The organism is Pseudomonas sp. TH04, from assembly GCF_016651355.1.
GTDB lineage: Bacteria > Pseudomonadota > Gammaproteobacteria > Pseudomonadales > Pseudomonadaceae > Aquipseudomonas > Aquipseudomonas fluorescens.
This window is the reverse complement of the sequence record NZ_JAEKEA010000001.1, coordinates 632,266-655,293: the sequence shown is the minus strand read 5'-3', so window position 1 is coordinate 655,293 and position 23,028 is coordinate 632,266. Positions and strand designations below refer to the sequence as shown.

Here is a 23,028-nt window from a genome sequence, read left to right as displayed (position 1 = left end):
TTGTTTAGCTCGTTATTCTGGTGTGCCCGCATGGAAATTAAGGTCAACTTTCTCGACAACCTTCGGCTTGAAGCCAAGTTCGATGACTTCACGGTGATTGCCGACCAGCCGATCCGCTACAAAGGCGACGGTTCGGCCCCGGGTCCGTTCGATTACTTCCTGGCTTCGTCGGCGTTGTGTGCGGCGTACTTTGTGAAGCTGTACTGCGAAACGCGCAATATCCCCACGGACAATATTCGGCTGTCGCAAAACAACATCGTTGATCCGGAAAACCGCTACAACCAGATCTTCAAAATTCAGGTCGAGTTGCCGGCGGACATCTCCGACAAGGATCGCCAGGGCATCCTGCGTTCCATCGACCGTTGCACGGTAAAGAAAGTCGTGCAGGCCGGGCCGGAATTTGTCATCGAAGATGTGGAAAACCTCGACGCCGATGCCCAGGCGCTGTTGATGCCCGGCTCGACCTCCGACGCGGGCACCTACATCGCGGGCAAGGACCTGCCGCTGGAGCAGACCATCGCCAATATGTCCGGCATCCTGGCTGGCTTGGGCATGAAAATTGAAATCGCCTCGTGGCGCAACATCGTGCCTAACGTGTGGTCGCTGCATATCCGCGATGCGCACTCGCCGATGTGCTTTACCAACGGCAAGGGCGCGACCAAGGAAGGCGCACTGGCGTCGGCGTTGGGCGAGTTTATCGAGCGGCTCAATTGCAACTTCTTCTACAACGATCAGTTCTGGGGTGAAGAACTGGCCAACGCGCCGTTCGTGCATTACCCGGATGAGCGCTGGTTCCAGCCGGGCCGTAACGATGAGCTGCCAACGGAGATCCTCGACGCCTACTGCCTGAAGATCTACAACCGCGACGGCGAACTGCGTGGCTCGCACCTGTTCGACACCAACTCCGGCAACGAAGCGCGCGGCATTGTCTCGCTGCCGTTTGTACGTCAGTCCGATGGCGAGGTGGTGTACTTCCCGTCCAACCTGATCGAAAACCTCTACCTCAGCAACGGCATGAGCGCGGGCAATACCCTGGCCGAAGCCCAGGTGCAGTGCCTGTCGGAAATTTTCGAACGCGCGGTAAAACGCGAAATCATCGAAGGCGAATTCGCGCTGCCGGACGTGCCTGCCGAGGTACTGGCCAAGTACCCGGGAATTCTGGCCGGCATTCAAGGCCTGGAAGCCCAGGGCTTCCCGGTATTGGTCAAGGACGCGTCTCTGGGCGGTGAATTCCCGGTGATGTGCGTGACCCTGATGAACCCGCGCACCGGCGGCGTATTCGCTTCGTTTGGCGCGCACCCGAGCCTGGAAGTGGCGCTGGAGCGCAGCCTCACCGAATTGCTCCAGGGGCGCAGTTTCGAAGGCTTGAACGACTTGCCGCAACCGACCTTTGAAGGCCACGCGGTCACTGAGCCGAACAACTTCGTCGAGCACTTTATCGACTCCAGCGGTGTGGTGTCGTGGCGCTTCTTCAGTGCCCAATCCGATTACGCGTTCGTCGAGTGGGACTTCTCGGGCCAGGGTGAGAACTCGAATGCCGAAGAAGCTGCGACCCTGTTCGGTATTCTCGAAGGTATGGGCAAAGAATCCTACATGGCCGTGTACGAGCACCTTGGCGCTACCGCCTGCCGTATTCTGGTGCCGGACTACTCGGAAATTTACCCGGTGGACGACCTGATCTGGGACAACACCAACAAGGCGCTGTTTTTCCGCGCCGACATCCTCAACCTGCACAGCCTGGACGATGACGAACTCAAGGCATTGGTCGAGCGCCTGGTGGAAAGCGAGCTGGACGACTACACCGACATCACCACCCTGATCGGCATCGAGTTCGACGACAACACTGCATGGGGTCAACTGACCATCCTGGAGTTGAAGCTGCTGATCTACCTCGCCTTGCAGCAGTATGAAGAGGCCAAAGAGTGCGTGGAAATGTTCCTGCAGTACAACGACAACACTGCCGATCGCGGCCTGTTCTACCAGGCAGTGAATGCGGTGCTGGAGATGCATCTGGACGAGGACCTGGTGCTGGCAGACTACGAAGCCAACTTCCGCCGCATGTTTGGTAACGAGCGGATGGACGCGGTAATCGGCTCGGTGAATGGCACGGTGCGCTTCCATGGCTTGACGCCGACCAGCCTGAAGCTGGAAGGGCTGGACCGGCATTTGCGCTTAATCGAGAGCTACAAAAAACTGCACGCCGCACGCGCCACCATCACCTCGGCCTGACGCTAAACCAACGGTGGGAGCGGGGCTTGCTCGCGAAGGCGTTGGGTCAGTTGATACACCAGTTGACTGACACGGCGCTTTCGCGAGCAAGCCCGCTCCCACACTTGACCGAGTATTGCCGTTGGATCACGCCAACACCAAACTCGCAGCTGCCACCATCACCTCGGCCTGACGCTAAGCCAACGGTGGGAGCGGGGCTTGCTCGCGAAGGCGTTGGGTCAGTTGATACATCAGTTGACTGACACGGCGCTTTCGCGAGCAAGCCCGCTCCCACACTTGACCGAGTGTTGCCGTTGGATCAGCGCCAACGCCAAACCGGCAGTTGCCATCATCACCTCAGCCTGATGCTAAACCAACGGTGGGAGCGGGCTTGCTCGCGAAGGCGTTGGGTCAGTTGATACACCAGTTGACTGACACGGCGCTTTCGCGAGCAAGCCCGCTCCCACACTTGACCGAGTGTTGCCGTTGGATCAGCGCCAACGCCAAACCGGCAGTTGCCATCATCACCTCAGCCTGATGCTAAACCAACGGTGGGAGCGGGCTTGCTCGCGAAGGCGTTGGGTCAGTTGATACATCAGTTGACTGACACGGCGCTTTCGCGAGCAAGCCCGCTCCCACACTTGACCGAGTATTGCCGTTGGATCAGCGCCAACGCCAAACCGGCAGTTGCCATCATCACCTCAGCCTGATGCTAAACCAACGGTGGGAGCGGGCTTGCTCGCGAAGGCGTTGGGTCAGTTGATACATCAGTTGACTGACACGGCGCTTTCGCGAGCAAGCCCGCTCCCACACTTGACCGAGTGTTGCCGTTGGATCAGCGCCAACGCCAAACCGGCAGTTGCCATCATCACTCCAGCCTGACGCTAAACCAACGGTGGGAGCGGGCTATTCATGGTTGGACGATCGGGTTAGATACGCGCCAACGCCTGGGCCAGGTCGGCCCTTAGATCCTCCACATCCTCAACCCCCACCGACAATCGCACCAACCCATCACCAATGCCCAACTGCGCCCGCGTCGCTGCGGGGATGCTGGCATGGGTCATGATCGCCGGGTGTTCGATCAGGCTTTCCACGCCGCCGAGGCTCTCGGCCAGGGCGAAGATCGTGACGTTCTCCAGAAAGCGCGTAGCGCCAGCCAGGTCTGTGTTCAAGTCCACTGAAATCATCCCGCCAAACCCGCGCATTTGCCGACGCGCCAGCGCGTGTTGCGGGTGCGACGCCAGGCCCGGGTAGTACACCCGTGACACTTGCGGCTGTTGTTCCAGCCAGGTCGCCAGGTCCAGGGCGTTGCTGCAATGGCGCTCCATGCGCAGTGCCAGGGTTTTCACGCCGCGCAGGGTTAAAAAGGCATCGAACGGGCCCGCGATGGCGCCGACCGAGTTTTGCAGGAAGCCCAGGCGCTCGGCCAGGGCCGGGTTGTGGCCGACGATGGCGATGCCGCCGATCACGTCGGAGTGGCCGTTGAGGTATTTGGTGGTCGAGTGCACCACGATGTCGACCCCCAATTCCAGCGGGCGTTGAATCCACGGGCTGGCGAACGTGTTGTCAGCCACGCAGAGGATGCCACGCTCACGGCAGATCCGCGCGATGGCGCTGAGGTCGGTGAGGCTCAGCAGCGGGTTGCTCGGGGTTTCGACCCAGACCATGCGCGTGTCGTCCTGCAACGCCGCTTCGAACGCCGCCAGGTCTGTCAGGTCGACAAAGCTGAAACGGTGCCCGGCGCTGCGTTGGCGCACCTTGTCGAACAGGCGGAAGGTGCCACCGTACAGGTCGTTGCCGGACACCACATGCGCACCGGCATCCAGCAGTTCCAGCACGGTGGAAATCGCGGCCAGCCCGGACGCGAAGGCGAACGCCTGGCTGCCGCCCTCAAGGTTGGCGACGCAGCGCTCCAGGGCAAAACGCGTCGGGTTGTGCGAGCGACCGTAATCAAAGCCCTTGTGCACGCCGGGGCTGTCTTGCAGGTAGGTGGAGTTGGCATAGATCGGCGGCATCAGCGCTCCCGTGGTCGGGTCGGGTGATTGCCCGGCGTGGATCACGCGGGTGGCAAAGGCGCTTTTATCGGGCTGACTCATGCAAGGGATCTCCGTAGGTGATTGAGCAAGTCGACGCGGGTTATCAGGCCGTGGAAGCCCGCCGCGTCGGCGATGATGGCGACCAGGCCGCGATCGAGTTCCGCCTGCAATTGGGCGAGGCTGGCGCCGGGGGCGAGGGTGTGCACGGTGGCGGTCATGGCGCTGGCGACGGTCATGGAGAAGTCCGCGGCGTCATTGTGCAGGCCCAGCAGGATGTCGGACTCATCGATCACCCCCACCAGTTGCTGGCCGTCCACCAGCACCGGCAGCTGTGAAACGTCCGCCAGGCGCATGCGCTGGAAGGCGGTGAGCAAGGTGTCGTCGGGGCTGACGCTGATCACCCGGCCGTCTTCGAAACGGCGTGCGATCAGGTCGCGCAAGTCGCCGTAGTGTTTGTATTGGAGCAGGCCCGCGTCCTTCATCCATTGGTCGTTGTAGACCTTCGACAAGTAGCGCGTGCCGGTGTCACAGACGAAGGTGACCACCCGTTTCGGTGTGGTTTGTTCGCGGCAATAGCGCAGGGCGGCGGCCAGCAGGGTGCCGGTGGACGAGCCGCCCAGGATACCTTCGGCCTTGAGTAACTGGCGGGCGTGGTCGAAGCTTTCTTCATCGCTGATGGAATAGGCGTGACGCACGCTGGAAAGGTCGGCTATCGATGGAATGAAGTCTTCGCCGATGCCTTCCACCACCCACGACCCTGGCGTGTCCAGCTGGCCGCTGCGGCTGTATTCAGCCATGACCGAGCCCACCGGGTCGGCCAGCACCATGGCCAGGTCCGGTTGCACCCGCTTGAAGAAGCGTGTCAGGCCGGTGAGGGTGCCGGCCGAACCGACACCCACCACAATCGCGTCCACATCATGCTGGGTTTGCGCCCAGATCTCCGGGGCGGTGCTGGTTTCGTGGGCGAGCGGGTTGGCCGGGTTGTTGAACTGGTCGGCGAAGAATGCATCGGGAATGTCCTTGGCCAGGCGCGCGGCAACATCCTGGTAATACTCGGGGTGGCCCTTGCCGACGTCGGAGCGGGTGATATGCACTTCGGCGCCCATCGCCTTCAAGTGCAGCACTTTTTCAGTGGACATCTTGTCGGGCACCACCAGCACCACGCGGTAGCCTTTGGCCCGGCCCACCAGCACCAGGCCCAGCCCGGTGTTGCCGGCAGTGGCTTCAATGAGGGTGCCGCCGGGGCGCAAACGGCCGTCGCGTTCGGCGGCGTCGATCATGGCCAGGCCGATACGGTCCTTGATCGAGCCGCCAGGGTTTTGCGATTCAAGTTTGAGAAACAGCGTGCACAGGCCAGTATCAAAACGGCTGACCTTGACCAACGGCGTGTTGCCGATCAGTTCCAGTACGGCGGGGCGGGAAAGCGTGGGCATGTCATCACCTGGGCACGGATTAGGTGTAAGGGAGGCACAGCAGAAATGCACAGCATGGCTTGGAACATAGGCCGGGATCGCGCCGGTCGCAACCGGGCGGTCCGCTGGATGTCTTTTTTTGGCGCATGAGCCGGGTCGGCTCTTTACAGCAGCTGGCGTAATGCCTGCTGTACCCGTGCACTGGCGGCTTGCATCGGCGCCCGCAGCTCACTGCCGATTAACCCTTCAAGGGCCAGCGCAGCCTTGACCGGCGCCGGGTTGGGCTCCATAAACAGAGTGTTGATCAGTGGCAGTAACGTGAAAAAAGTCGCCCGGGCCTCGACGAGCTGGTTATCCCGCACCTGCTGGCACAGCGCCACAAAGTCTGCGGTCTGCACATGCGCCGAGGCCGCAATCGCACCGCTGGCACCCAGGCACAACGCGTTGAACATCTGCATGTCTTCGCCACACAACACCGCCACCTCGCCACTGGCGATCAGCGCCAGGGTATTGGCCAGGTTACCGCCACAATCCTTGATAGCGACGATTCGCGGGTGCTTGATGATGCTCAGCAACGTGGCCTGTTCGAAGGTCACGCCCGTGCGGTAGGGAATGTCGTAGAGAATGATCGGCACGCCGGACGCATCGGCCACGGTGTGGAAAAACGCTTCAAGGCCCGCCTGCGAAGGGCGGATGTAGCTCGGCGCCGGCACCAGCAGGCCGGCCACCGGGCGCGTGAGGATCTCGCGCTGAAACTGCAGCAGTTCTATCTGGTTGTTGCCCGACAGGCCCATCACCACGCGGTGCGCCGGGACCTGCTGCAACACGGCATCCAGCACCGCCAGCTGTTCGGAACGACTCAACGAGGCGGCTTCTCCGGTCGTGGTGCAGACCATGATCCCGGCCACGTGCTTGTCGAGCAAATGGCTGATCAGCCGGCGCAGGCCGATAAAGTCGATGGCGCCGTCATGAAACGGCGTGACCACGGGAACCCAGATACCTTGAAACGATGACATGCACTTTCTCCTGATAGTTGACCGCTGGAGTCACCGTCAGAAGGGCCTAGGCAATTGTGCAAAGAGGAGGGAGGTCCGTTGCGCTCAATGTCCAGTCAGCTCATCTGACGGGACAGCGCGCCCCGGTCACATGAGCGACTGTTTCTTCGATTTGAGGGTGTGCGCAACGTACGCTTGCGCCTTGGCAATCAAGCCAATGACGGAAACGTTAGCGAAAGACGATGCGGACATGAGGTAACACACCCTGAATAAGGCCTCCATCTTCAGGGCGTGTGACTGAATGTGTCAACCCCGCTGCAGCTGCGTCCGCACAAATTCTGCGACCTCGGCGGCCAACTCCGCATCTTCCGGCGCGCCCATGAAACCGCCATGGGGCATCGCCTCGAACACATGCAGCACCGCCGGCACCCGCGCCTGGCGCAAGGCGCGGTGCAGGCGCACGGTGTTGGACAGGAACAGGTCCCGCGTGCCGCTTTGCAGGAAGGTCGGCGGGAAGCCGGGTGCAAAATCGCCAAACAGTGGCGACAGGTACGGGTGAGTCAGGTCGGCGCCGTTGGCGTATAGCAGGTTGGTGCCCATCAACGGGTTGGGCAGTATCACGTCGACGGTCCGGTTGACCTGGAAACTGTCACCGGACTCGGTCAGGTCCACCTCCGGTGACAGCAGCACCAGCGCCGCCGGGAGTGGCAAACCTTCATCACGGGCGCGCAACACCAGGGCCGCCGCAAGGTTGCCGCCGGCCGAACGCCCGCCAATCACGATGTGTTCTGCGGCGTGGTGCTGCAGCACATGCCGGTAGGTGGCCATGCAGTCATCCAGCGCGGCCGGGTAAGGATGCTCGGGTGGCATGCGGTAATCGATGCCGTAGCAGAGCATGTTGTGCAAATCGGCCTGCTTGCCTGCGGCGATGCGGCAGTTTTCCCCGCCACCGAAGACCAGCGCGCCGCCGTGCAGGTCGATGTAGGCAAACTCACTCTCAGTCGCCGGTGTGGCCACGTGCACAGTGGCATTTTCTACGGTGATGGTGTGCAGGCTGGCGCGCAGGGCGGCCGCCTGCCCGGCGTTGACACTGGCGTAGTGCTCGGCAACGGCGGCTTGCAGGCGGCGCCAGCCGTCGTGGTCGTCGGGCGCGGGCATGGCGTGCAGCGCGTTGAGCGGCACGCCGTCCGCGCCAACCAGGCTTTGCAGGGTCGCTTGGGCTTCAGGGCTGATCGACTGCGGGACCGGGACAGTGCGTGCTTCAAGTTTGACGCCGTGGTTCATGGGCCTACCGCTCGCGTTTGACGACTTGGGGCGGTAAGGATGCCAGAACGCCGATGTCTGTGGGAGCGCTCAAGCCCGCGCCCACCCGCGATCTTTGCAGGCCTTCAGCGCCCGGCCACGGCGGCCTCGATGGCGGCAATGTCGATTTTGCTCATGGTCATCATCGCGTCAAACGCACGCTTGGCCGTCGCCGGGTCGGGATGGGTCACCGCAGCGCTCAGCACGCGCGGCGTTATCTGCCAGGACAAACCCCACTTGTCCTGGCACCAGCCGCAGGCACTGGCCTGGCCGCCGTTTTGGATAATGGCGTGCCAATAGCGGTCGGTTTCCGTTTGGTCATCTGTCGCCACCTGGAATGAAAACGCCTGAGTGTGGGGAAACGCCGGCCCACCGTTCAGGCCCAGGCAGGGGATGCCCAGGACCGTGAATTCGACGGTCAACACGTCGCCTTGTTTACCGTTGGGATAGTCGCCAGGGGCATGGTGTACTGCCTTCACGGCGCTGTCCGGGAAGGTCTGGGCATAGAACGTCGCGGCTTCCAGCGCGGTGCCGTTGAACCACAGGCACAGCGTATTTTTGTTGTTCATTTTGGGTCTCCACGGTGTGTTATCCAGCTAGCTGCTGCTGAATCGAAGCCTTATCGATCACTGACCAGACGTGCGCGATTTTGCCGTCGACGCATTCATAGAATACGTTCTCATCGAAGCTCACCGTCCTGCCATTGATCGGCAGCCCGAAAAACTCACCCCTGGGGCTGACCCTGAAATTCAAGCGGCTGGCGAGGGTGGGCGGGTCGGCGAGCGACAGTTGGATACGAAACACCAGGTCGGGGATTTCACGGAAATCCCGTTCCAGCATGGCGCGGTAACCGGCGAGGCCGATCGGGCGGGCGTTGTAGATGACATCCGGATGGACGAAGTGGCCCAGCCGATCCCAGTCCTCACGGTTCAGGCAAGCGATGTAGCCCTGGTAGAAGTTGGCGAGTTCGGTTTTGGTCATCAATGCGCACTCCGTAATAGGCGATACGGCTCAGGCCCGGCGTGCCATTAACAACACCGTTGCTGCTGCCGACAACAGCCCCGCACAGCAGCGATTGAACACCCGCTGGCCACGTGGCTCGGCGAACCAACGGCGCATGTGCAGGCCCATATAGGCGTAGGCGCTGATGGCGATCCATTCGAGCATCAGGAACATCGCGCCCAGCAGTGCGAACTGTGGCGTGATCGGTTGGCCGGGCACCACGAACTGCGGGAGGAACGCAGTGAAGATCAGGATGGCTTTCGGGTTGCCCGCCGCCACCAGAAACTCTTGACGCGCCAGTGCGCACAATCCCACCTTGGCCGTAGCCGCTTCAGGCTGCGCCGCCGGATTAGCCCGCCACAACTGCAACGCCAGATAAAACAGGTACGCCGCCCCCAATATCTTGAGCGCGTAAAACAACAGCTCCGAGGTTTGCAGTACCACCGCCAGGCCGGCTGAGGCGAGGGCGATCATGCCCGCGAAGGCCAGCAAGCGGCCAATGCCGGCGAGGCAAGAGGTGCGATAGCCATAGCGCGTGGCGTTGCTGACGGACAGCAAATTGTTCGGTCCGGGCGCCATGTTCAGGGCAAAGCAGGCCGGGAGGAAGAGGCAGAGGGTGGCAAAGTCCATGTGTGCTCCGATAGCGACTCGGGTTGAGGTGCTCACAAGCGTAAGAGAAGGGCAGGCGTGATAACAACCGAGGCATTCAGTGCCGCGGGGCCCGCGCCGAGCAAGTGCGGCGGGCCCCGCGTGGGCTGCGATCAGCGCTTCATCGCCTCGCAGGCGTTGCGCTAGGTGCTGTCGCGAATGTTGCTACAGCTTTGGGCACTGGTTTTGGCTTCGCAATACGCGCGTTGGTGGCTGTCAGCGATGTTGCCGCAACCGGCATAGGCGTGGGCACTCACCATCACTCACAGTGCGATACCTAGGCCTCACTCAGGTGAACACGATTTCGTAAGGCTCGCGCATGCGCTCCAGCAAATCCTGGGCGAGTATCGGCGCCAGCCCGATTTCCGGGTCGCCGTCCAATTGGCTGGCATACGCATGGGCGGCGTGCAGTTTGCGGGCGACGCTCCAGGTGTCCAGGCGAATTTTACGCGCGCGTTGCCAAGGGATCACCGAGCCTTCGCGCGCCGGCCAGTGCCACGCCCAGACCGGCAGCTCGTACAGGCGCGCGCCGGTCAGTGTGCAGGCTTTGGCACTGGCGCGGCCAACGGCGTCATGGTCATCGTTGCCGTCGTGGCGCCAGGTGGTGAAGACCACATCACTGGGTTGCAGGTAGCGCGCAATAAACTGGCTCAGTGGCTGCTCGCGGACGCCGAGGGCGTTGTCACAAAAGCCGCCACGAATCCACTTCAGGCTGTGTAACGGCATCCCCAGGCGCCGCAGTGCCTCGGCGCTTTCCTGCGGGCGAATCACGCTCAGGCGGCTCGCCGGCCACAGGTTAGAGCCTGGATGGCTGGCGCTGCCATCAGTGATGGAGATCAACAGCAGGGGGTATTCAAGGGTGCTGAGCAGTTGCAGCAAGCCCCCGCAGGCCAATACCTCGTCACCCGGATGGGGGGCGATAACCACCACTCGCGCCCCGCGGGGCACCAGTGAAGAAGGGTTGATGGCGGGGATTTGCGCCAGCTGGGGCGCACTGTTCCAGATTTGCGCAGGGCCGCGACGGCCCTCGCTTAAGGAGGCAGGCTTCATGAGTAGTACGTCCTTGTGGATTGATGCTGGGTCGTGCCCTCTGCGGAGACGACTTCTTATAATCAGCTGTCTTGTTTCACCGCAGGCTCCGCTGCGGTGAACGGCGGCCATCCAACCCTGGATGGCAGCAAGGCGGTTTCAGCATAGACAAGGATTCGGCGCTTTTACATCGTGCAATGTCGATTTTTTCAAGTGGCCTGCATCAGGCTTTTCAAATAATCGCCAAAACCGCCTTGGGCACGGCAGTCCAGGCGCGCGCTGGTAGTGACCTGCGGCGTGTGGCTCCAAGCGATGGATGCGCCGCACCGCTCCAGGTTGCGCACCAGTTGCACATCTTCGTGGCAGGCCAGCGGCTCGAAGCCACCGGACTGCACATAGGCGCCCGCACTGATACCCAGGTTGGCACCGTGGATATGGCGATGGCCGTCGCGAGCCTCATAGGCCTGGTGGTAGCGAATTTGCGCCGCAGGGCCGAAGCCCTGGCTCCAGGCGTCGACGGTCACGGTGCCACACACCGCGTCGGTGCCCAGCGCCAATTGCGCCACCAACCAGTCGGGGGCGACACGGCTATCGGCGTCCGTACACGAAATCCAGCGCACGCCTTGATTGAGTAAATGCCGCGCACCCACCCCACGCGCGTGCCCGACATTGCGCGCGTGTACCGGCAGGCACTGCACCGGATACGCCTGGGCAATCGCCGCACTGCCATCGCTGCAGCTGTCGAGCACCGCGAGGATCTGCACGGGTTCACCGAGTAATCCGGGGTGGCTTGCAGCAATCATTGCGGCGTTGAGGCACTCGGCCAGCAACGCTTCTTCGTTATGTACCGGGATCAGAATGCCGATCATCGCAAGCCCTCATGGCTGGCGACCGAGGTGCCGTCACGGCTCCACAGGTCGAGTAGGAAATCACTTTCGTGATGGTGCACGACGTGGGGCATGTCCAGTCGCTGTTGCAGTACCGCATGTACCTGTTCGGCGGTGTGCGGGCAGCCCTCGATCATGGGTCGCCAGTGACAGGCGAGCAACTGCCCGTTGTCCGTCAGTGAAGCGAGGACGCAGTCAATCAGACGGTGCAAGTCATCGGCGTCGAGGTAGTAGCACAGCTCGCTCAGCACGATGAGTTCGAACCGGCCTGTCGGCCATTGGTCGGGCAGGCGGCCCTGGTAGACCTGGGCGTGGGGGAACTCCAGCAAGCGGGTTTTCGCCAGCGCGACGGCGGCAGCGGCGGTGTCGCAGCACACCAGGCGCTCACAACGTAGCGCTAACTCGGCACTCAGTTCGCCGTTGGCGCAACCGGGTTCAAAAATCGAGGCATAGCGGGGGCGGGTCAGCAGCGCGCCGGTCAGCGCGCGTTTGCGTTGCTCGTACCAGCGGTGGCGAAAGGCCCAGGGGTCGTCATTGCCCGCGAACAGTTGATCAAAATACGGCGTGGCCACACTCATACAAACACCACTTCAAAAGGTTGCAGCAAGCGCTCCACTACATAGGGCGCCAGCACCGGCGCAAGACCGATTTGCGGGTCACCCTCCAACTGGCTGGCAAAGGCGTGAATCGCGTGCCGCTTGCGCGCCACCGCTTCGGGCGTCAGCAGCAGTTTGCGGGCACGGTGCCATGGCACCTGGCTGTCCTCGGGGGTTGCCCAGTGCCAGGTCCAGACCGGCAACTCGTAGAGGGTTGCGCCCACCGCGAGGGCGGCCTTTGCACTGGCCCGGCCGACGGCTTCATGGTCGCAGTGACCGTCTTCGCGCCAAGTGGTGAACACCACATCGGTGGGCTTGAGGTAGCGTTGGATAAACGCACTCAGCGCCTCTTCTCGTTCCGCCACCTTGCTGTCGGTGAACCCCGCGCGCAGCCAGATTAAACTGTGCAGCGGCACGCCCAGGCGGTGCAGGGCCTGCGCCGATTCCTGCGGGCGTATCACGCCCAGACGCGCCACCGGCCAACGGGTGGAGCCAGGATGGCTGGCGCTGCCGTCGGTCACGGAAATCAACTGCAGCGGCCGGCCCAGCGCCGCCAAACCCTGCAGCAAGCCACCACAGCCGAGCACTTCGTCGTCCGGGTGCGGGGCGATGATCACAGCGCGATGCCCTGCGGGCACCAACTGTTCAATGCTGATGTGTGGCAGCTCGGCCATATGAGAGGAGGCTTGCCACTGATGCAGCGGCGTACCCTGGCCGACGATCGGGTTGGGTTTCACAACAGCCACCTCCCTGTAGGTTGTTCGAGCACCAGCTCGCCCAAGGCGGCCAGGTCACGTTCGGCGTGGCTCTGGCGCACATAGACCGGCAAGTCCGCCATCAACTGCGCGAAGTGCGCGTCTTTGCAATACGGCCCCGCACCGACCGCGCGCCCCACATGGCGGATCACCTGCTCGACGGTATCTTCGATGCAGGCGCGTGCCTGTTGGGCCAGCGGCCGAGCATTCGCCCGAGGTTCGCGGTCGATCTGCTCAGCGGCATCACGCAGCACACAGGCCGCACTGTTGAGCAGGCTGTCGACCGCGCCCAAATGGGCGAGGGCATGCGGTTCGGGCCGCTTGCTGCATTGCTCGCGCAGCACCTCGGCCAAGCGTTGGGCGCCGCCATACCAGCACGCCGCGATGCCGACGCCACCCTGCCAGAAGCCCGGGCGCGACAAGTAATCGCCCGGGCCGCCGACTGCGATGCCGCGTGCCGAGTCGAAGACGATTTCGACGCTGGCGGTCGCCGCCATACCGACCGCGCTCCACCCTTCGTCCGTCACCTTCACGCCAGGCTGGTCCATTTCTACCGCGACCAGTTGCTGATGATCGTCTTCGTCCCAGGCCGTCAATAAGCCATGGCTGACCACGGCCGCGCCGGAACACCAGGCTTTACGCCCGTCGACAATTAGCCGATGGCCGTCACGGTGCACGTGAACCTTGGCGGTGGGTGGCTCGGCGGCCCACATGCCCCAGACGCTGCCCAGGGGCGGCAAGGGGCTGTTGAGTTCCGCGATGATCGCCAACGCATCGGTGTGGCCTTCGAACAGCTTGCACAGGCGCAGGTCATGCCCTGCCACCTGTGCCAGCCGGCTGAAGCGCTCCAACGTCTGGCCGCTGCCAGGCAATGGCAGTTGGTCCAGGCCTTCCTCCTGAAGCGCCCTCAGGGCAGCCCCCAGCGCCTGCGTATTCGCATAGCTGCGGTTGCCTTGAAGGAATCCATGCAGGGCCATTTCACACCTCGTCGTGCTGCAGTTCGAACAGCAACAGTGAGCGCCCAGTGACAGCGTACTCGTGTTCGAAATCAAAGCGTTCCTGGCCACGCACCGCCGTGTCGTTGGTATCGAGCATGCAGGTCCAGAACTCGCCCTCAGGCACTGGCGGCAGGCGGAAATTCACCATGTCGTGGTGGGCATTGACCACCAGCAGCAAGGTCGCATCGCCACCCGGGCGACGAATCCCGGTTTCCTGGGCGCGGCCATCCATCAACATACCCAGGCAGCGACCGTGGCTGTCTTCCCATTGTTCAGTGCTCATCTCGTTGCCATCCGGCGCGAGCCAGGTGACATCCTTGACGCCGATATCTTCGTTGTAATCACCCACGAGGAAGCGGCCGCGACGCAGGATCGGATAGGCCATGCGCAACTTGATCAGGCGTTTTACAAACTTGAGCAGCGCCTTGCCGTCGTCGTCCAAATCCCAGTTGACCCAGCCGATCTCGCTGTCCTGGCAATAGGCATTGTTGTTGCCGTGCTGGGTGCGTGCGAATTCGTCGCCGGCCACCAGCATCGGCGTGCCTTGGGCCAACAGCAGGGTGGCGAAGAAGTTACGCATCTGGCGCAGGCGCAGTGCGTTGATCTCCGGGTCGTCGGTGGGGCCTTCGACGCCATGGTTCCAGGACAGGTTGTTGTTGCTGCCGTCCTGGTTGTCCTCGTCGTTGGCTTCGTTGTGTTTGTCGTTGTACGACACCAGGTCGTGCAGGGTGAAACCGTCGTGGGCGGTGATGAAGTTCACCGAGCTGTAAGGCCGGCGCCCGCGATGGTTGAACATTTCCCCGGAGGCGGTCATGCGCCCGGCGAAGTCCGCCAACTGGCCGTCATCACCTTTCCAGAAGGCGCGCACGGTGTCGCGGAAGCGGTCGTTCCACTCCACCCAACCTGGCGGGAAATTCCCCACTTGATAGCCGCCGGGGCCGCAGTCCCAGGGCTCGGCGATCATTTTCAGCTGGCGCAGCACCGGGTCCTGGCGGCAGGCCACGAGGAAGCTGTGGCGCTCGTCGAAGCCGTCGCGGTAGCGGCCGAGAATTGTCGCCAGGTCAAAGCGGAAACCGTCGACGTGCATCTCGGTGGCCCAGTAACGCAGGGAGTCGGTGACCATCTGCAGTACGCACGGGTGGCTCAAGTCCAGGGTATTGCCGGTGCCGGAGTCGTTGATGTAGAAGCGCTTGTCGTCAGGCATCAGCCGGTAGTACGAAGCGTTGTCGATGCCGCGCATTGACAGGGTCGGGCCGCGTTCGTTGCCCTCGGCGGTGTGGTTGTAGACCACGTCGAGGATCACCTCCAGCTTGGCTTCGTGCAGGTGCGCGACCATTTCCTTGAACTCGGCGATTTTGCCGCTGGCCAGGTAGCGTGGGTCCGGCGCGAAGAAGGCGATGCTGTTATAGCCCCAATAGTTGGTCATGCCTTTTTGCAGCAGGTGCTGGTCGTTGACGAATGCATGCACCGGCAGCAGTTCCACCGACGATACGCCCAGCTGGCGGATATGCTTGAGCACGTCCTCTTCCATCAGCCCGGCGCAGGTGCCACGCACCGACTCGCCCACCGAAGGGTGACGCATGCTGATGCCGCGCAAGTGGGTTTCATAGATGATCGTGCGGTCCCATGGCACGCGTACCGGCTGGTCGTTGCCCCAGGTGTGCGCCGGGTCGATGACTTTGCACTTGGGCACGAAGGGCGCGCTGTCGCGTTCGTCGAAACTGAGGTCGTCGTCCGGGTGGCCGATGGTGTAGCCGAACAAGGCTTCGGACCATTTGAGTTCGCCCACCAGCTGTTTGGCATAGGGGTCGATCAGCAATTTGTTGTGGTTGAAGCGGTGGCCGTTGGCCGGGTCGTAAGCACCGTACACGCGGTAGCCGTAAATCAGCCCAGGATGGGCGTCGGGCAAGTAGCCATGAAAGGTCTCGTCGGTGTATTCGGGCAGTTCGATGCGTTCCAGTTCCACTTCGCCAGTGTCGTCGAACAGGCACAGTTCGACTTTCGTGGCGTGGGCCGAGAACAGCGCGAAGTTAACGCCCAAGCCGTCCCAGGTGGCGCCGAGGGGGAAGGGCAAACCTTCACGAATCCGCGACGGCTCGTTTTCCGGCGTCGGTTGGGTGTTGTCGGGCTTGCTCATTGAGTTGCTCCTGCAAAGGGTCTTTTTTCGGGCCGAGCGCGACCGTGCCGACGATCGTTCAGCTGACGCAGTGGAAAGTGAAAATGACCTCCCGCCGACAACGCGGAAGGAGGCTCATTAGACAAAGTGGCTTAAGGCTTGGGCTTCTTCGGTGCTGCCGGCTTTTTAGCCGCCGGGGGCGCCGGTTTGCCGGCGGCCGGGGCCGCAGGCTTGGGTTTTGGCGCAGGCTTGGGGGCGGTTTTCGGTTTGGCGGCGGGCTTGGGCTTGCTCGGCGTCAGCGCTTCGGCTTCGGCCAGCTTGCGGGCCATTTCCCAATGACGCGCGTCCTCCCCATGGGGTTTGCCTTCAGACTCCCAGATCTGATGCGCTAACTCGCGAATGCGTTTGTCTTCAGTACTCATCACAATGCTCCTCACAGAAAATTTCAGCTTTCTTGATCATCAGGATTGATAAAGACATTGACCGGGAAATCCCCCAGCGCAGTGCTGATCAACAGCTCCTTGTTTGGTGTGACTGCGCCTGTATGAAAAAGTCCCTTCCAGTTTTGTGTCGTGGCGGCGAATGGTAATTTCACCCGCGTATCGCCCCAAACCTGCGCATTGACGTGGGGCTGCGGACCCTTTTCAGGCCTATTTTCCAGCAGGCGATGGGACCAACGTGGCACCACCACCAGCAGCTGTTTGCCTTGATGCTCGCGACAGAACGCGACGACGTGGTCCGCGTGTTTGCCGATGACTTCCAGTGGCGTGTAACGGCCGTGCCGAAAGATCTCGGGGTCGGCCTTGCGCAGGGCCAACACCTGGGCAATCAGCGCTTGTTTGATACGCCCGTCGCGCCAGTTGAACAACAGTTCGCCGATGTCCGGTGGTGTGTTCAGCGCGCGTTGCCGTGCGTTGAAATCCACCGGGCGCCGGTTGTCCGGGTCCACCAGGCTGAAGTCCCAGAACTCATCACCCTGGTACAGGTCCGGCACACCCGGCACGGTGAGGCGAAGCAAGGACTGCGCCAGACTGTTCACGGCACCGGCCGCGGCGATGGCCTGGGCGGCGGTAGCGAGGGCGGTACGCAGTGCGTGGCCTTCCTCGCTGAGCAATAGCCGCGACAGAAACGCTTCGACGGCCTGTTCATAGGCCTCGTTGGGCGCACTCCAGCTGCTTTGCAACTTGGCTTCGCGCAAGGCTTTTTGCTGCCATTGCCAGAGGCGTTGCTGGTAGTCCTCAACGTCAAGGTCGAGGTCCAGCGGCCAACTGCCCAGTAGCACTTGGTAGAGGATGAGTTCATCGCCGGTCGAAGGGCTTTGGGCGTCGTCGCGCAATTTCGCCGCGAGGGTGCGCCAGTGCTCGACCTGCTCGACGTACCACGGCGCACATTCGCTGAGTACCGCCAGACGCGCACGGGTGTCTTCGCCGCGCTTGTGGTCGTGGGTGGCGGTGGCCAGCAAGTTGTCCGGGAACGTCTGCAAACGTTGCTGGTTGACGGCGTGGAACTCGTCCACCGGCGCGCTGAACTGCTCGGTGCTGAAGCCCACATCATTGCGCGACAGCAGCACCGCCGAGCGATAGAACGCGGTGTCTTCCACGGCCTTGGCGGCGGCAGGTGAGGTCAGTTGCTGGAAACGCACGCAGGCATGCTTGAGGATCTTGCGCTCACGGCCCACCGGGCGCTGGCGCCAAGGCTGGCCGCCGAGCCATTTTTCCAAGTGATCGAGCACCGGCCAGTCAGCTTCGCTCAAGGTGCTTCGGGCACCGGCCAGTGCCTGCAGGAAAAACACATCGTCACGCTCGCTGCGGCCGCGGGCACTGATGTAGGTGCGGTACACCGGGAAGTGCACGATCAGCGCCTGCAACGCGCGGCGGATCGCGCCCAGGGTCAGGTCGCGGGTCATCACATCATCGCGGGCTACCTGCAGCAGGGCCTGGGCCACGCTTTCAAAGTCACCGGCCAGCGAGCCATTGAGGATTTGCTGGCGCGCGAGCCAGGCCTCTTCGATAAACGCCGAGGGCCGTTCGCTGTGGCGGGTCCATAAGTCGGCAAGGGGGCCGAAGCCCTCGGGCGCATGTTGCAGCAACGACAGTTGATTCATGAACTCGTAGCCGGTGGTGCCGTCCACTTGCCAGTCTTCGCGCAGGGTCTCGCCTTCGCCGAGGATTTTTTCGACGAAGATCGGCAAGTGCCGCTCGGGTGACAGCGAATCCACGCGACGGCGCAACTTGCGGCAATAACCGCGTGGGTCGGCCAGCCCGTCGATATGGTCGATGCGCAGGCCATCCACCAGGCCCTCGCTGATCAGCTGGAAAATCTTGCCATGGGTGGCTTCGAACACGGCGCTGCGTTCGACCCGCAACCCGCCCAGCTCGTTGACGTCGAAGAAGCGCCGCCAGTTGATGTCGTCCGCCGCAGTGCGCCAACTGGCCAAGCGGTAGGCCTGTTGCTCAAGCAGTTGGTGCAAGCGCTCAAAGCCGTCAGGCTGGCGCCCGTCGAATTCGCTGAGTCTGTGCTCGATGGCGTGCAGCACCTCGTCCGCGGTGGCGCGTTCGGCCAGCGCCTGCTTGAGCCACGCCGCTTCGGCGTAGGCGTCGTCTTGATAGGCGAGGGCATTGAAGCGGTCGGACAGCGGCTTGAGCAATGCATCGGTGCCCAGAATTACCGCGTAATCGCGAGGGCAGATGGGGAAACGGTGTTCGTAATGCTCAACGTAGAACGCACCGTGCGCGGCGTCGAAATGCAGCGTCAGGGTCCCGGTTTGCAAGGCTTCGCCGTAGTCGCTGCCAAGAAATGGCATCAGCAGTTGGCCTTTGAGCAGCGGGTCAGGCGAATGCCACTGGATATCGAAGAATTCGCTGTAGGGGCTTAAGCGGCCCCACTCCAGCAGGTCCAGCCACCAGGGGTTATCCGCGCCACCGACGGCCATATGGTTGGAGACGATGTCGAGGATCAGCCCCATGTCGTGCTCACGCAGCGCGGCGATCAGACGGCGCAAAGCGGGTTCGCCGCCCAGCTCGGGGTTGACGGTGGTCGGGTCGACCACGTCGTAGCCGTGCATGGAGCCGGCGCGGGCGGCGAGCAGCGGTGAGGCGTACAAATGACTGATGCCCAATTGGGCGAAGTAGGGCACCAACGGCACCGCATCATCGAGGGTGAAGTCTTTATGAAATTGCAGGCGCTGGGTGGCGCGCAGGGGTAAGGCTTTCATCGGTCACGCTCACGGGCTTGGTTACGCGCGACGGCCAGCAGTTCGAGGCGGCGGGCAGCGCCTGCATTGTCGAGCAGGCTTGCCGCTTCACCCGGCAGGCGACGTCGCCAATTAGGGTGCGTATCAAGTGTGCCAGGCAGGTTGGCTTGTTCTTCGACGCCCAGGGCGTCCTCCAACGGCAGCAGCACCAGCGGCGCACGGGTGTGGCCCAGGTAACGCACGCTGGCGTCAATCATGTGGTCCGTGTCATTGCGAATTTCATCGACAAAGTTCTGCGGGTCCTGGCTCAAGGCCTGGCGCAGTGCCTGGCGTTCGCGCAGGCGGTGTTCGCTCCATTGCTCCACGGTCGGCGCATCGATCAGGCCCAACTGGATGTTCCATTCGATATCACGGCTGTGCCACCAGCCATTGAGCGTCGGCAAGTCGTGGGTGCTGGTGGTTGCCAGGGCGTTGTCCGGCCAGTCAAGGATGGGTTTGAATTGGCCGTCGTGGCCTTGTTCGAAGAGCAACACGCGCATGCCCAGAATCGAACGGCCGATGAGTTTTTCGCGCAGGCCATCGGGCACGGTGCCGAGGTCCTCGCCCAGCACAATCGCCTTGTGACGTTGCGACTCCAATGCCAGCAGCCGCAGCAGGTCGTCGATCGGGTAATACAGGTACGCGCCTTCACGCGGCGAAGCGTCCATCGGAATCACCCACAGGCGTTGCAGGCCCATGACATGGTCGATACGCAACCCGCCGGCGTGGGCGAAGTTGGCTCGCAGCATTTCGATAAAAGCGCGAAAGCCGTTGCGTTTGAGGCCTTCCGGGGAAAACGCGGAGATGCCCCAACCTTGTCCGGCGCGGTTGAGGATGTCCGGTGGCGCGCCAACCGTCAGGCCGGCCAGCAGCTCATCCTGACGGCTCCAGGCCTGACTGCCGCCGCCGTCCGCGCCAACCGCCAGGTCGGCGATCAACCCGACGCCCATGCCGCTGCCACGGGCGGCTTGTTGGGCGCGCTCCAGGCAGCGGGCGATCAGCCATTGGCCGAAGGCGAAATAGCCGATCTCATCGCGGTTTTCCTCGGCGAACTGTGCCAGCGCCGGGCTTTGCGGGGTGCGCCATGCGTCGGGCCAGTGCCGCCAGTCGAGGTCTTCCCCGGCGGCGGCGCGAGCGGCCTGCACGGCCTCGAAGCGACAGTGGTTTTCCAGGGCTTCGCCGCCTGCCTGTCGAAAGCTCAGGAAGTCGGCGTGTTGTGGGTGCTCACCGTGACGGAAATCTTCATACAAGGCGCGCAACAGCTGTTGCTTGGCTTTGGCGGCGGTGGGCCAGTCGATCAGGGTGTGTTGTTCGAGTGTGTGCAGCTCATCGGCCAGACCGCAGGCCTCTATGGCGTTGCGCACTTCGCGTTCGCCGAGAATGCAGGCGGGCGATGCATACAGGCTGTTCAGGAACAGCCGGCTGGACGGTGAATACGGGCTGTAGCGCCCTGTGTCGGCACTGAACATCGCGTGCATCGGGCTGATTGCCAAGGCATCGGCGCCGCGTTCGGCGGCACTGCGTGCCAGGTGTTCCAGGGCCAGCGTGTCACCGAAGCCGCCATCGCCCAGGCGGCGCAGCGAATACAGTTGGGCACTCAGGCCCCAGGCGCGGGCAGGTTCGCTGTCCGTGGCTTGCGCCACGCTGTAGCAATGGGTGGGGGCTACGGCCAGGGTGAAGGTCTGGTCGTCGATATGCACCTGGTGGTAGCCGAGCGCGATGACCCCGGGCAGTACCGCGTTGCCATCCAGGCGCAGCTCCAGCGTTTCGCCGTTCTCCAGGCTCACGCGGCAGGGCGTGTCCGGGGCGAAGTAGCGCGCCAGATCCAGGCCATCGCCGGTGTCGACGGTCAGCAGCGGCGGCAAGTGTTTGTCTTGTTGCACCCGCTCCAGTTCCAGCAGGCTGGCATCGATCTCGGCGTCGGTATCGGCCGGGTGGCCCAGGCCTTTGAGAACGGCACGCAGGGCAGCGGGTTTGACATGTTGCAGGCGGCCGTTTGCATCGATCCAATCGACGGCCAGGCCCGCACGGCTGGCGAGAATTTCCAGTTTCGCTTCGCTCAAGGGTGCTCTCCAACAGGGGATAAGGCGACGCGTGCGCTGAACGGCGACAGGTGCGCCCCATCAGCAGCATGCGTTTCGAATAACAGGTGGTGCGGCGCGGGGTGATCCAGCGGTGTGGCACTGAGGTTCAAGTCAATTTGCAATACGCTGCCGTTACCCAGGCGCCAACGCGCCGTCACGGCGCCTTCAGCCAGCACCTGTGCGCCGAGGGGAACGCTGCCCGGCAAGTGCGGCACGATATGCTGGTGGCGCAGGCTCAGCAGCTGGCGGTAGAGCTGGGCGTGCGCGTTCTCGGTAAACGTGGGCGCCGATTGCCGAAAGGTCGGCAGCGCATTCGGATCGGGTATGCGTTCGCGGCGTTGCGGATCGGCAAACGCGGCGAAGTCGGCAAACTCGTTGCGCCGGCCTTCGCGTACCGCTTGCGCGAGTTCGCCATGGTGGTCGGTGAAAAACAGAAAGGGTTCGCTGGCGTTGGTTTCATCGCCCATGAACATCAGGGGGATCATCGGCGACATGAGCAGCAAGGTGGTCGCCGCCTTAAGCGCCTGGGGCGAGCACAGCTGGTGCAGACGTTCGCCCAAGGCGCGGTTGCCGATCTGGTCGTGGTTCTGCAAAAACGCCACGAAGGCGCTCGGTGGCAGGTCACCACTCGGTTCGCCGCGCTCATGGCCATGGCGCGTGGTGTGGCCTTGGTAGATGAACCCTTCGCCCAGGCAGCGCGCCAGTTTGTCGGTCGGGTTTGCGGCGAAGTCGCTGTAGTAGGCGTCGGTTTCGCCGGTCAGCAATACGTGCAGGACGTTATGAAAGTCATCGTTCCATTGCGCATTGAAATCGTGCTTTAACAGGCTGGCCTGGTTGAGTTCGTTTTCCAGGACCAGCCAGACATGGCGGCCGGTATCCACCTGCTGGCGCACGCGGTGTGCCAATTGCTTGAGGAACCCCGGATTGTCGATGGCGTGCACCGCATCCAGGCGCAGGCCATCAAAGCGGTATTCCAACAGCCACATCAACGCGTTGTCGAGGAAGAAGTCGCGCACCTCACGGCGATCGAAATCAATCCCGGCGCCCCAGGGCGTGTGCACCGCTTCCTGGAAGAAGCCTTTGGCGTATTGGCCCAGGTAATTGCCATCGGGGCCGAAGTGGTTGTAGACCACATCGAGGATCACGGCCAGGCCATGCTCGTGAGCGCTGTCGATCAGGGCCTTGAGCTGTTCGGGGGAGCCGTAGGAAGAATGCGGCGCGTAGGGCAGAACCCCGTCGTAGCCCCAGTTGCGCTCGCCGGGGAATTGCGCCAAGGGCATCAATTCAATCGCGGTCACGCCCAGTTCGGCGAGGCGCGGCAGTTGCTGTTCAACAGCGGCGTACCCGCCCAGTACGCCAACGTGCAGCTCGTAAATCACCGCCTCATGCCAGGGGCGGCCTTGCCAGTTAGGGTGTCGCCATTGATAGGCGAGCGGGTCGACGACGACGCTCCAACCATGCACATCGTCGGCTTGCGCCCTGGATGCCGGGTCGGGTACATCGGTTTCGCCGTCGATGTTATAGCGGTAGTGAGTGCCCGCCGGGCACTTCACCTCCACTTCAAACCAGCCATCTGCCTGGGGCAGCATGGCGATGGACTTGCCGTCTTCCAATTCAACGCTGACATAAAACGCGTCTGGCGCCCACAAGGCAAAACGCGTGTGTTGCGCGTCCAACATGATTGCGCCGTGGGGCCAGGTTTCCAGATTCCGTGACGGCATCTATGAA

At 62.7% G+C, this 23,028-nt stretch carries 18 protein-coding genes; 1 reads left to right on the top strand and 17 read right to left on the bottom strand.

Features of this window, described 5'->3' with window-relative positions; all coding sequences use genetic code 11:
- The first annotated feature begins 30 nt into the window (after nt 1–30).
- On the top strand, nt 31–2,229 hold the full coding sequence (locus JFT85_RS02900; RefSeq protein ID WP_201229153.1) for an OsmC domain/YcaO domain-containing protein: 2,199 nt from the start codon (nt 31–33) through the stop codon (nt 2,227–2,229).
- A 908-nt stretch (nt 2,230–3,137) separates the two neighbouring features.
- Here the strand turns inward: JFT85_RS02900 and JFT85_RS02895 are convergent.
- The 17 genes from JFT85_RS02895 to treZ form a co-directional block, all read right to left on the bottom strand.
- On the bottom strand, nt 3,138–4,304 hold the full coding sequence (locus JFT85_RS02895) for a cystathionine gamma-synthase (protein WP_078828411.1): 1,167 nt from the start codon (nt 4,302–4,304) through the stop codon (nt 3,138–3,140).
- Nucleotides 4,301–5,677, bottom strand: a complete 1,377-nt coding sequence (locus JFT85_RS02890; protein WP_201229151.1) for a pyridoxal-phosphate dependent enzyme — start codon at nt 5,675–5,677, stop codon at nt 4,301–4,303. Before JFT85_RS02890 ends, JFT85_RS02895 begins: the two co-directional genes overlap by 4 nt.
- 143 nt (nt 5,678–5,820) lie before the next feature.
- Nucleotides 5,821–6,672, bottom strand: coding sequence for a 4-hydroxy-tetrahydrodipicolinate synthase (dapA, locus tag JFT85_RS02885; RefSeq protein WP_201229149.1), 852 nt, complete (start codon nt 6,670–6,672; stop codon nt 5,821–5,823).
- A gap of 285 nt (nt 6,673–6,957) precedes the next feature.
- Complete coding sequence (locus JFT85_RS02880; protein WP_201229147.1) at nt 6,958–7,935, bottom strand: alpha/beta hydrolase; 978 nt, start codon at nt 7,933–7,935, stop codon at nt 6,958–6,960.
- 104 nt (nt 7,936–8,039) lie between these two features.
- On the bottom strand, nt 8,040–8,522 hold the full coding sequence (locus JFT85_RS02875; RefSeq protein ID WP_078828408.1) for a VOC family protein: 483 nt from the start codon (nt 8,520–8,522) through the stop codon (nt 8,040–8,042).
- 19 nt (nt 8,523–8,541) lie between these two features.
- Nucleotides 8,542–8,934, bottom strand: coding sequence for an ester cyclase (locus JFT85_RS02870; RefSeq protein ID WP_201229145.1), 393 nt, complete (start codon nt 8,932–8,934; stop codon nt 8,542–8,544).
- 30 nt (nt 8,935–8,964) lie between these two features.
- The gene (locus tag JFT85_RS02865) at nt 8,965–9,585 is read right to left on the bottom strand and encodes a LysE family translocator (RefSeq protein WP_201229143.1); all 621 of its coding nucleotides are present in this window, start codon (nt 9,583–9,585) and stop codon (nt 8,965–8,967) included.
- 306 nt (nt 9,586–9,891) lie between these two features.
- Nucleotides 9,892–10,653 carry a PIG-L deacetylase family protein gene (locus JFT85_RS02860; RefSeq protein WP_053255859.1) on the bottom strand — a complete coding sequence of 254 codons (762 nt, stop codon included), beginning with the start codon at nt 10,651–10,653 and terminating at the stop codon, nt 9,892–9,894.
- 188 nt (nt 10,654–10,841) lie between these two features.
- Nucleotides 10,842–11,501: a glycosyltransferase gene (locus JFT85_RS02855; protein ID WP_053255860.1), complete on the bottom strand. Its 660-nt coding sequence runs from the start codon at nt 11,499–11,501 to the stop codon at nt 10,842–10,844.
- On the bottom strand, nt 11,498–12,097 hold the full coding sequence (locus JFT85_RS02850) for an SAM-dependent methyltransferase (protein WP_053255861.1): 600 nt from the start codon (nt 12,095–12,097) through the stop codon (nt 11,498–11,500). Before JFT85_RS02850 ends, JFT85_RS02855 begins: the two co-directional genes overlap by 4 nt.
- Nucleotides 12,094–12,852, bottom strand: coding sequence for a PIG-L deacetylase family protein (locus JFT85_RS02845; RefSeq protein ID WP_053255862.1), 759 nt, complete (start codon nt 12,850–12,852; stop codon nt 12,094–12,096). The genes JFT85_RS02850 and JFT85_RS02845 overlap by 4 nt, the downstream gene beginning before the upstream one ends.
- Nucleotides 12,849–13,847 carry an acyl-CoA dehydrogenase family protein gene (locus JFT85_RS02840; protein WP_073637407.1) on the bottom strand — a complete coding sequence of 333 codons (999 nt, stop codon included), beginning with the start codon at nt 13,845–13,847 and terminating at the stop codon, nt 12,849–12,851. Before JFT85_RS02840 ends, JFT85_RS02845 begins: the two co-directional genes overlap by 4 nt.
- Nucleotide 13,848: 1 nt before the next feature.
- Nucleotides 13,849–16,005: a glycogen debranching protein GlgX gene (gene glgX, locus JFT85_RS02835; RefSeq protein ID WP_053255864.1), complete on the bottom strand. Its 2,157-nt coding sequence runs from the start codon at nt 16,003–16,005 to the stop codon at nt 13,849–13,851.
- 131 nt (nt 16,006–16,136) lie between these two features.
- Nucleotides 16,137–16,406 (bottom strand): DUF2934 domain-containing protein, encoded by a 270-nt coding sequence (locus JFT85_RS02830; RefSeq protein WP_053255865.1) that lies wholly within the window; start codon nt 16,404–16,406, stop codon nt 16,137–16,139.
- A gap of 23 nt (nt 16,407–16,429) precedes the next feature.
- Nucleotides 16,430–19,198 (bottom strand): malto-oligosyltrehalose synthase, encoded by a 2,769-nt coding sequence (locus tag JFT85_RS02825; protein WP_201229142.1) that lies wholly within the window; start codon nt 19,196–19,198, stop codon nt 16,430–16,432.
- Complete coding sequence (gene malQ, locus JFT85_RS02820; RefSeq protein WP_053255867.1) at nt 19,195–21,279, bottom strand: 4-alpha-glucanotransferase; 2,085 nt, start codon at nt 21,277–21,279, stop codon at nt 19,195–19,197. The genes JFT85_RS02825 and malQ overlap by 4 nt, the downstream gene beginning before the upstream one ends.
- Nucleotides 21,276–23,021, bottom strand: coding sequence for a malto-oligosyltrehalose trehalohydrolase (gene treZ / locus JFT85_RS02815; protein ID WP_201229140.1), 1,746 nt, complete (start codon nt 23,019–23,021; stop codon nt 21,276–21,278). Before treZ ends, malQ begins: the two co-directional genes overlap by 4 nt.
- Between the last annotated feature and the right edge of the window lie 7 nt (nt 23,022–23,028).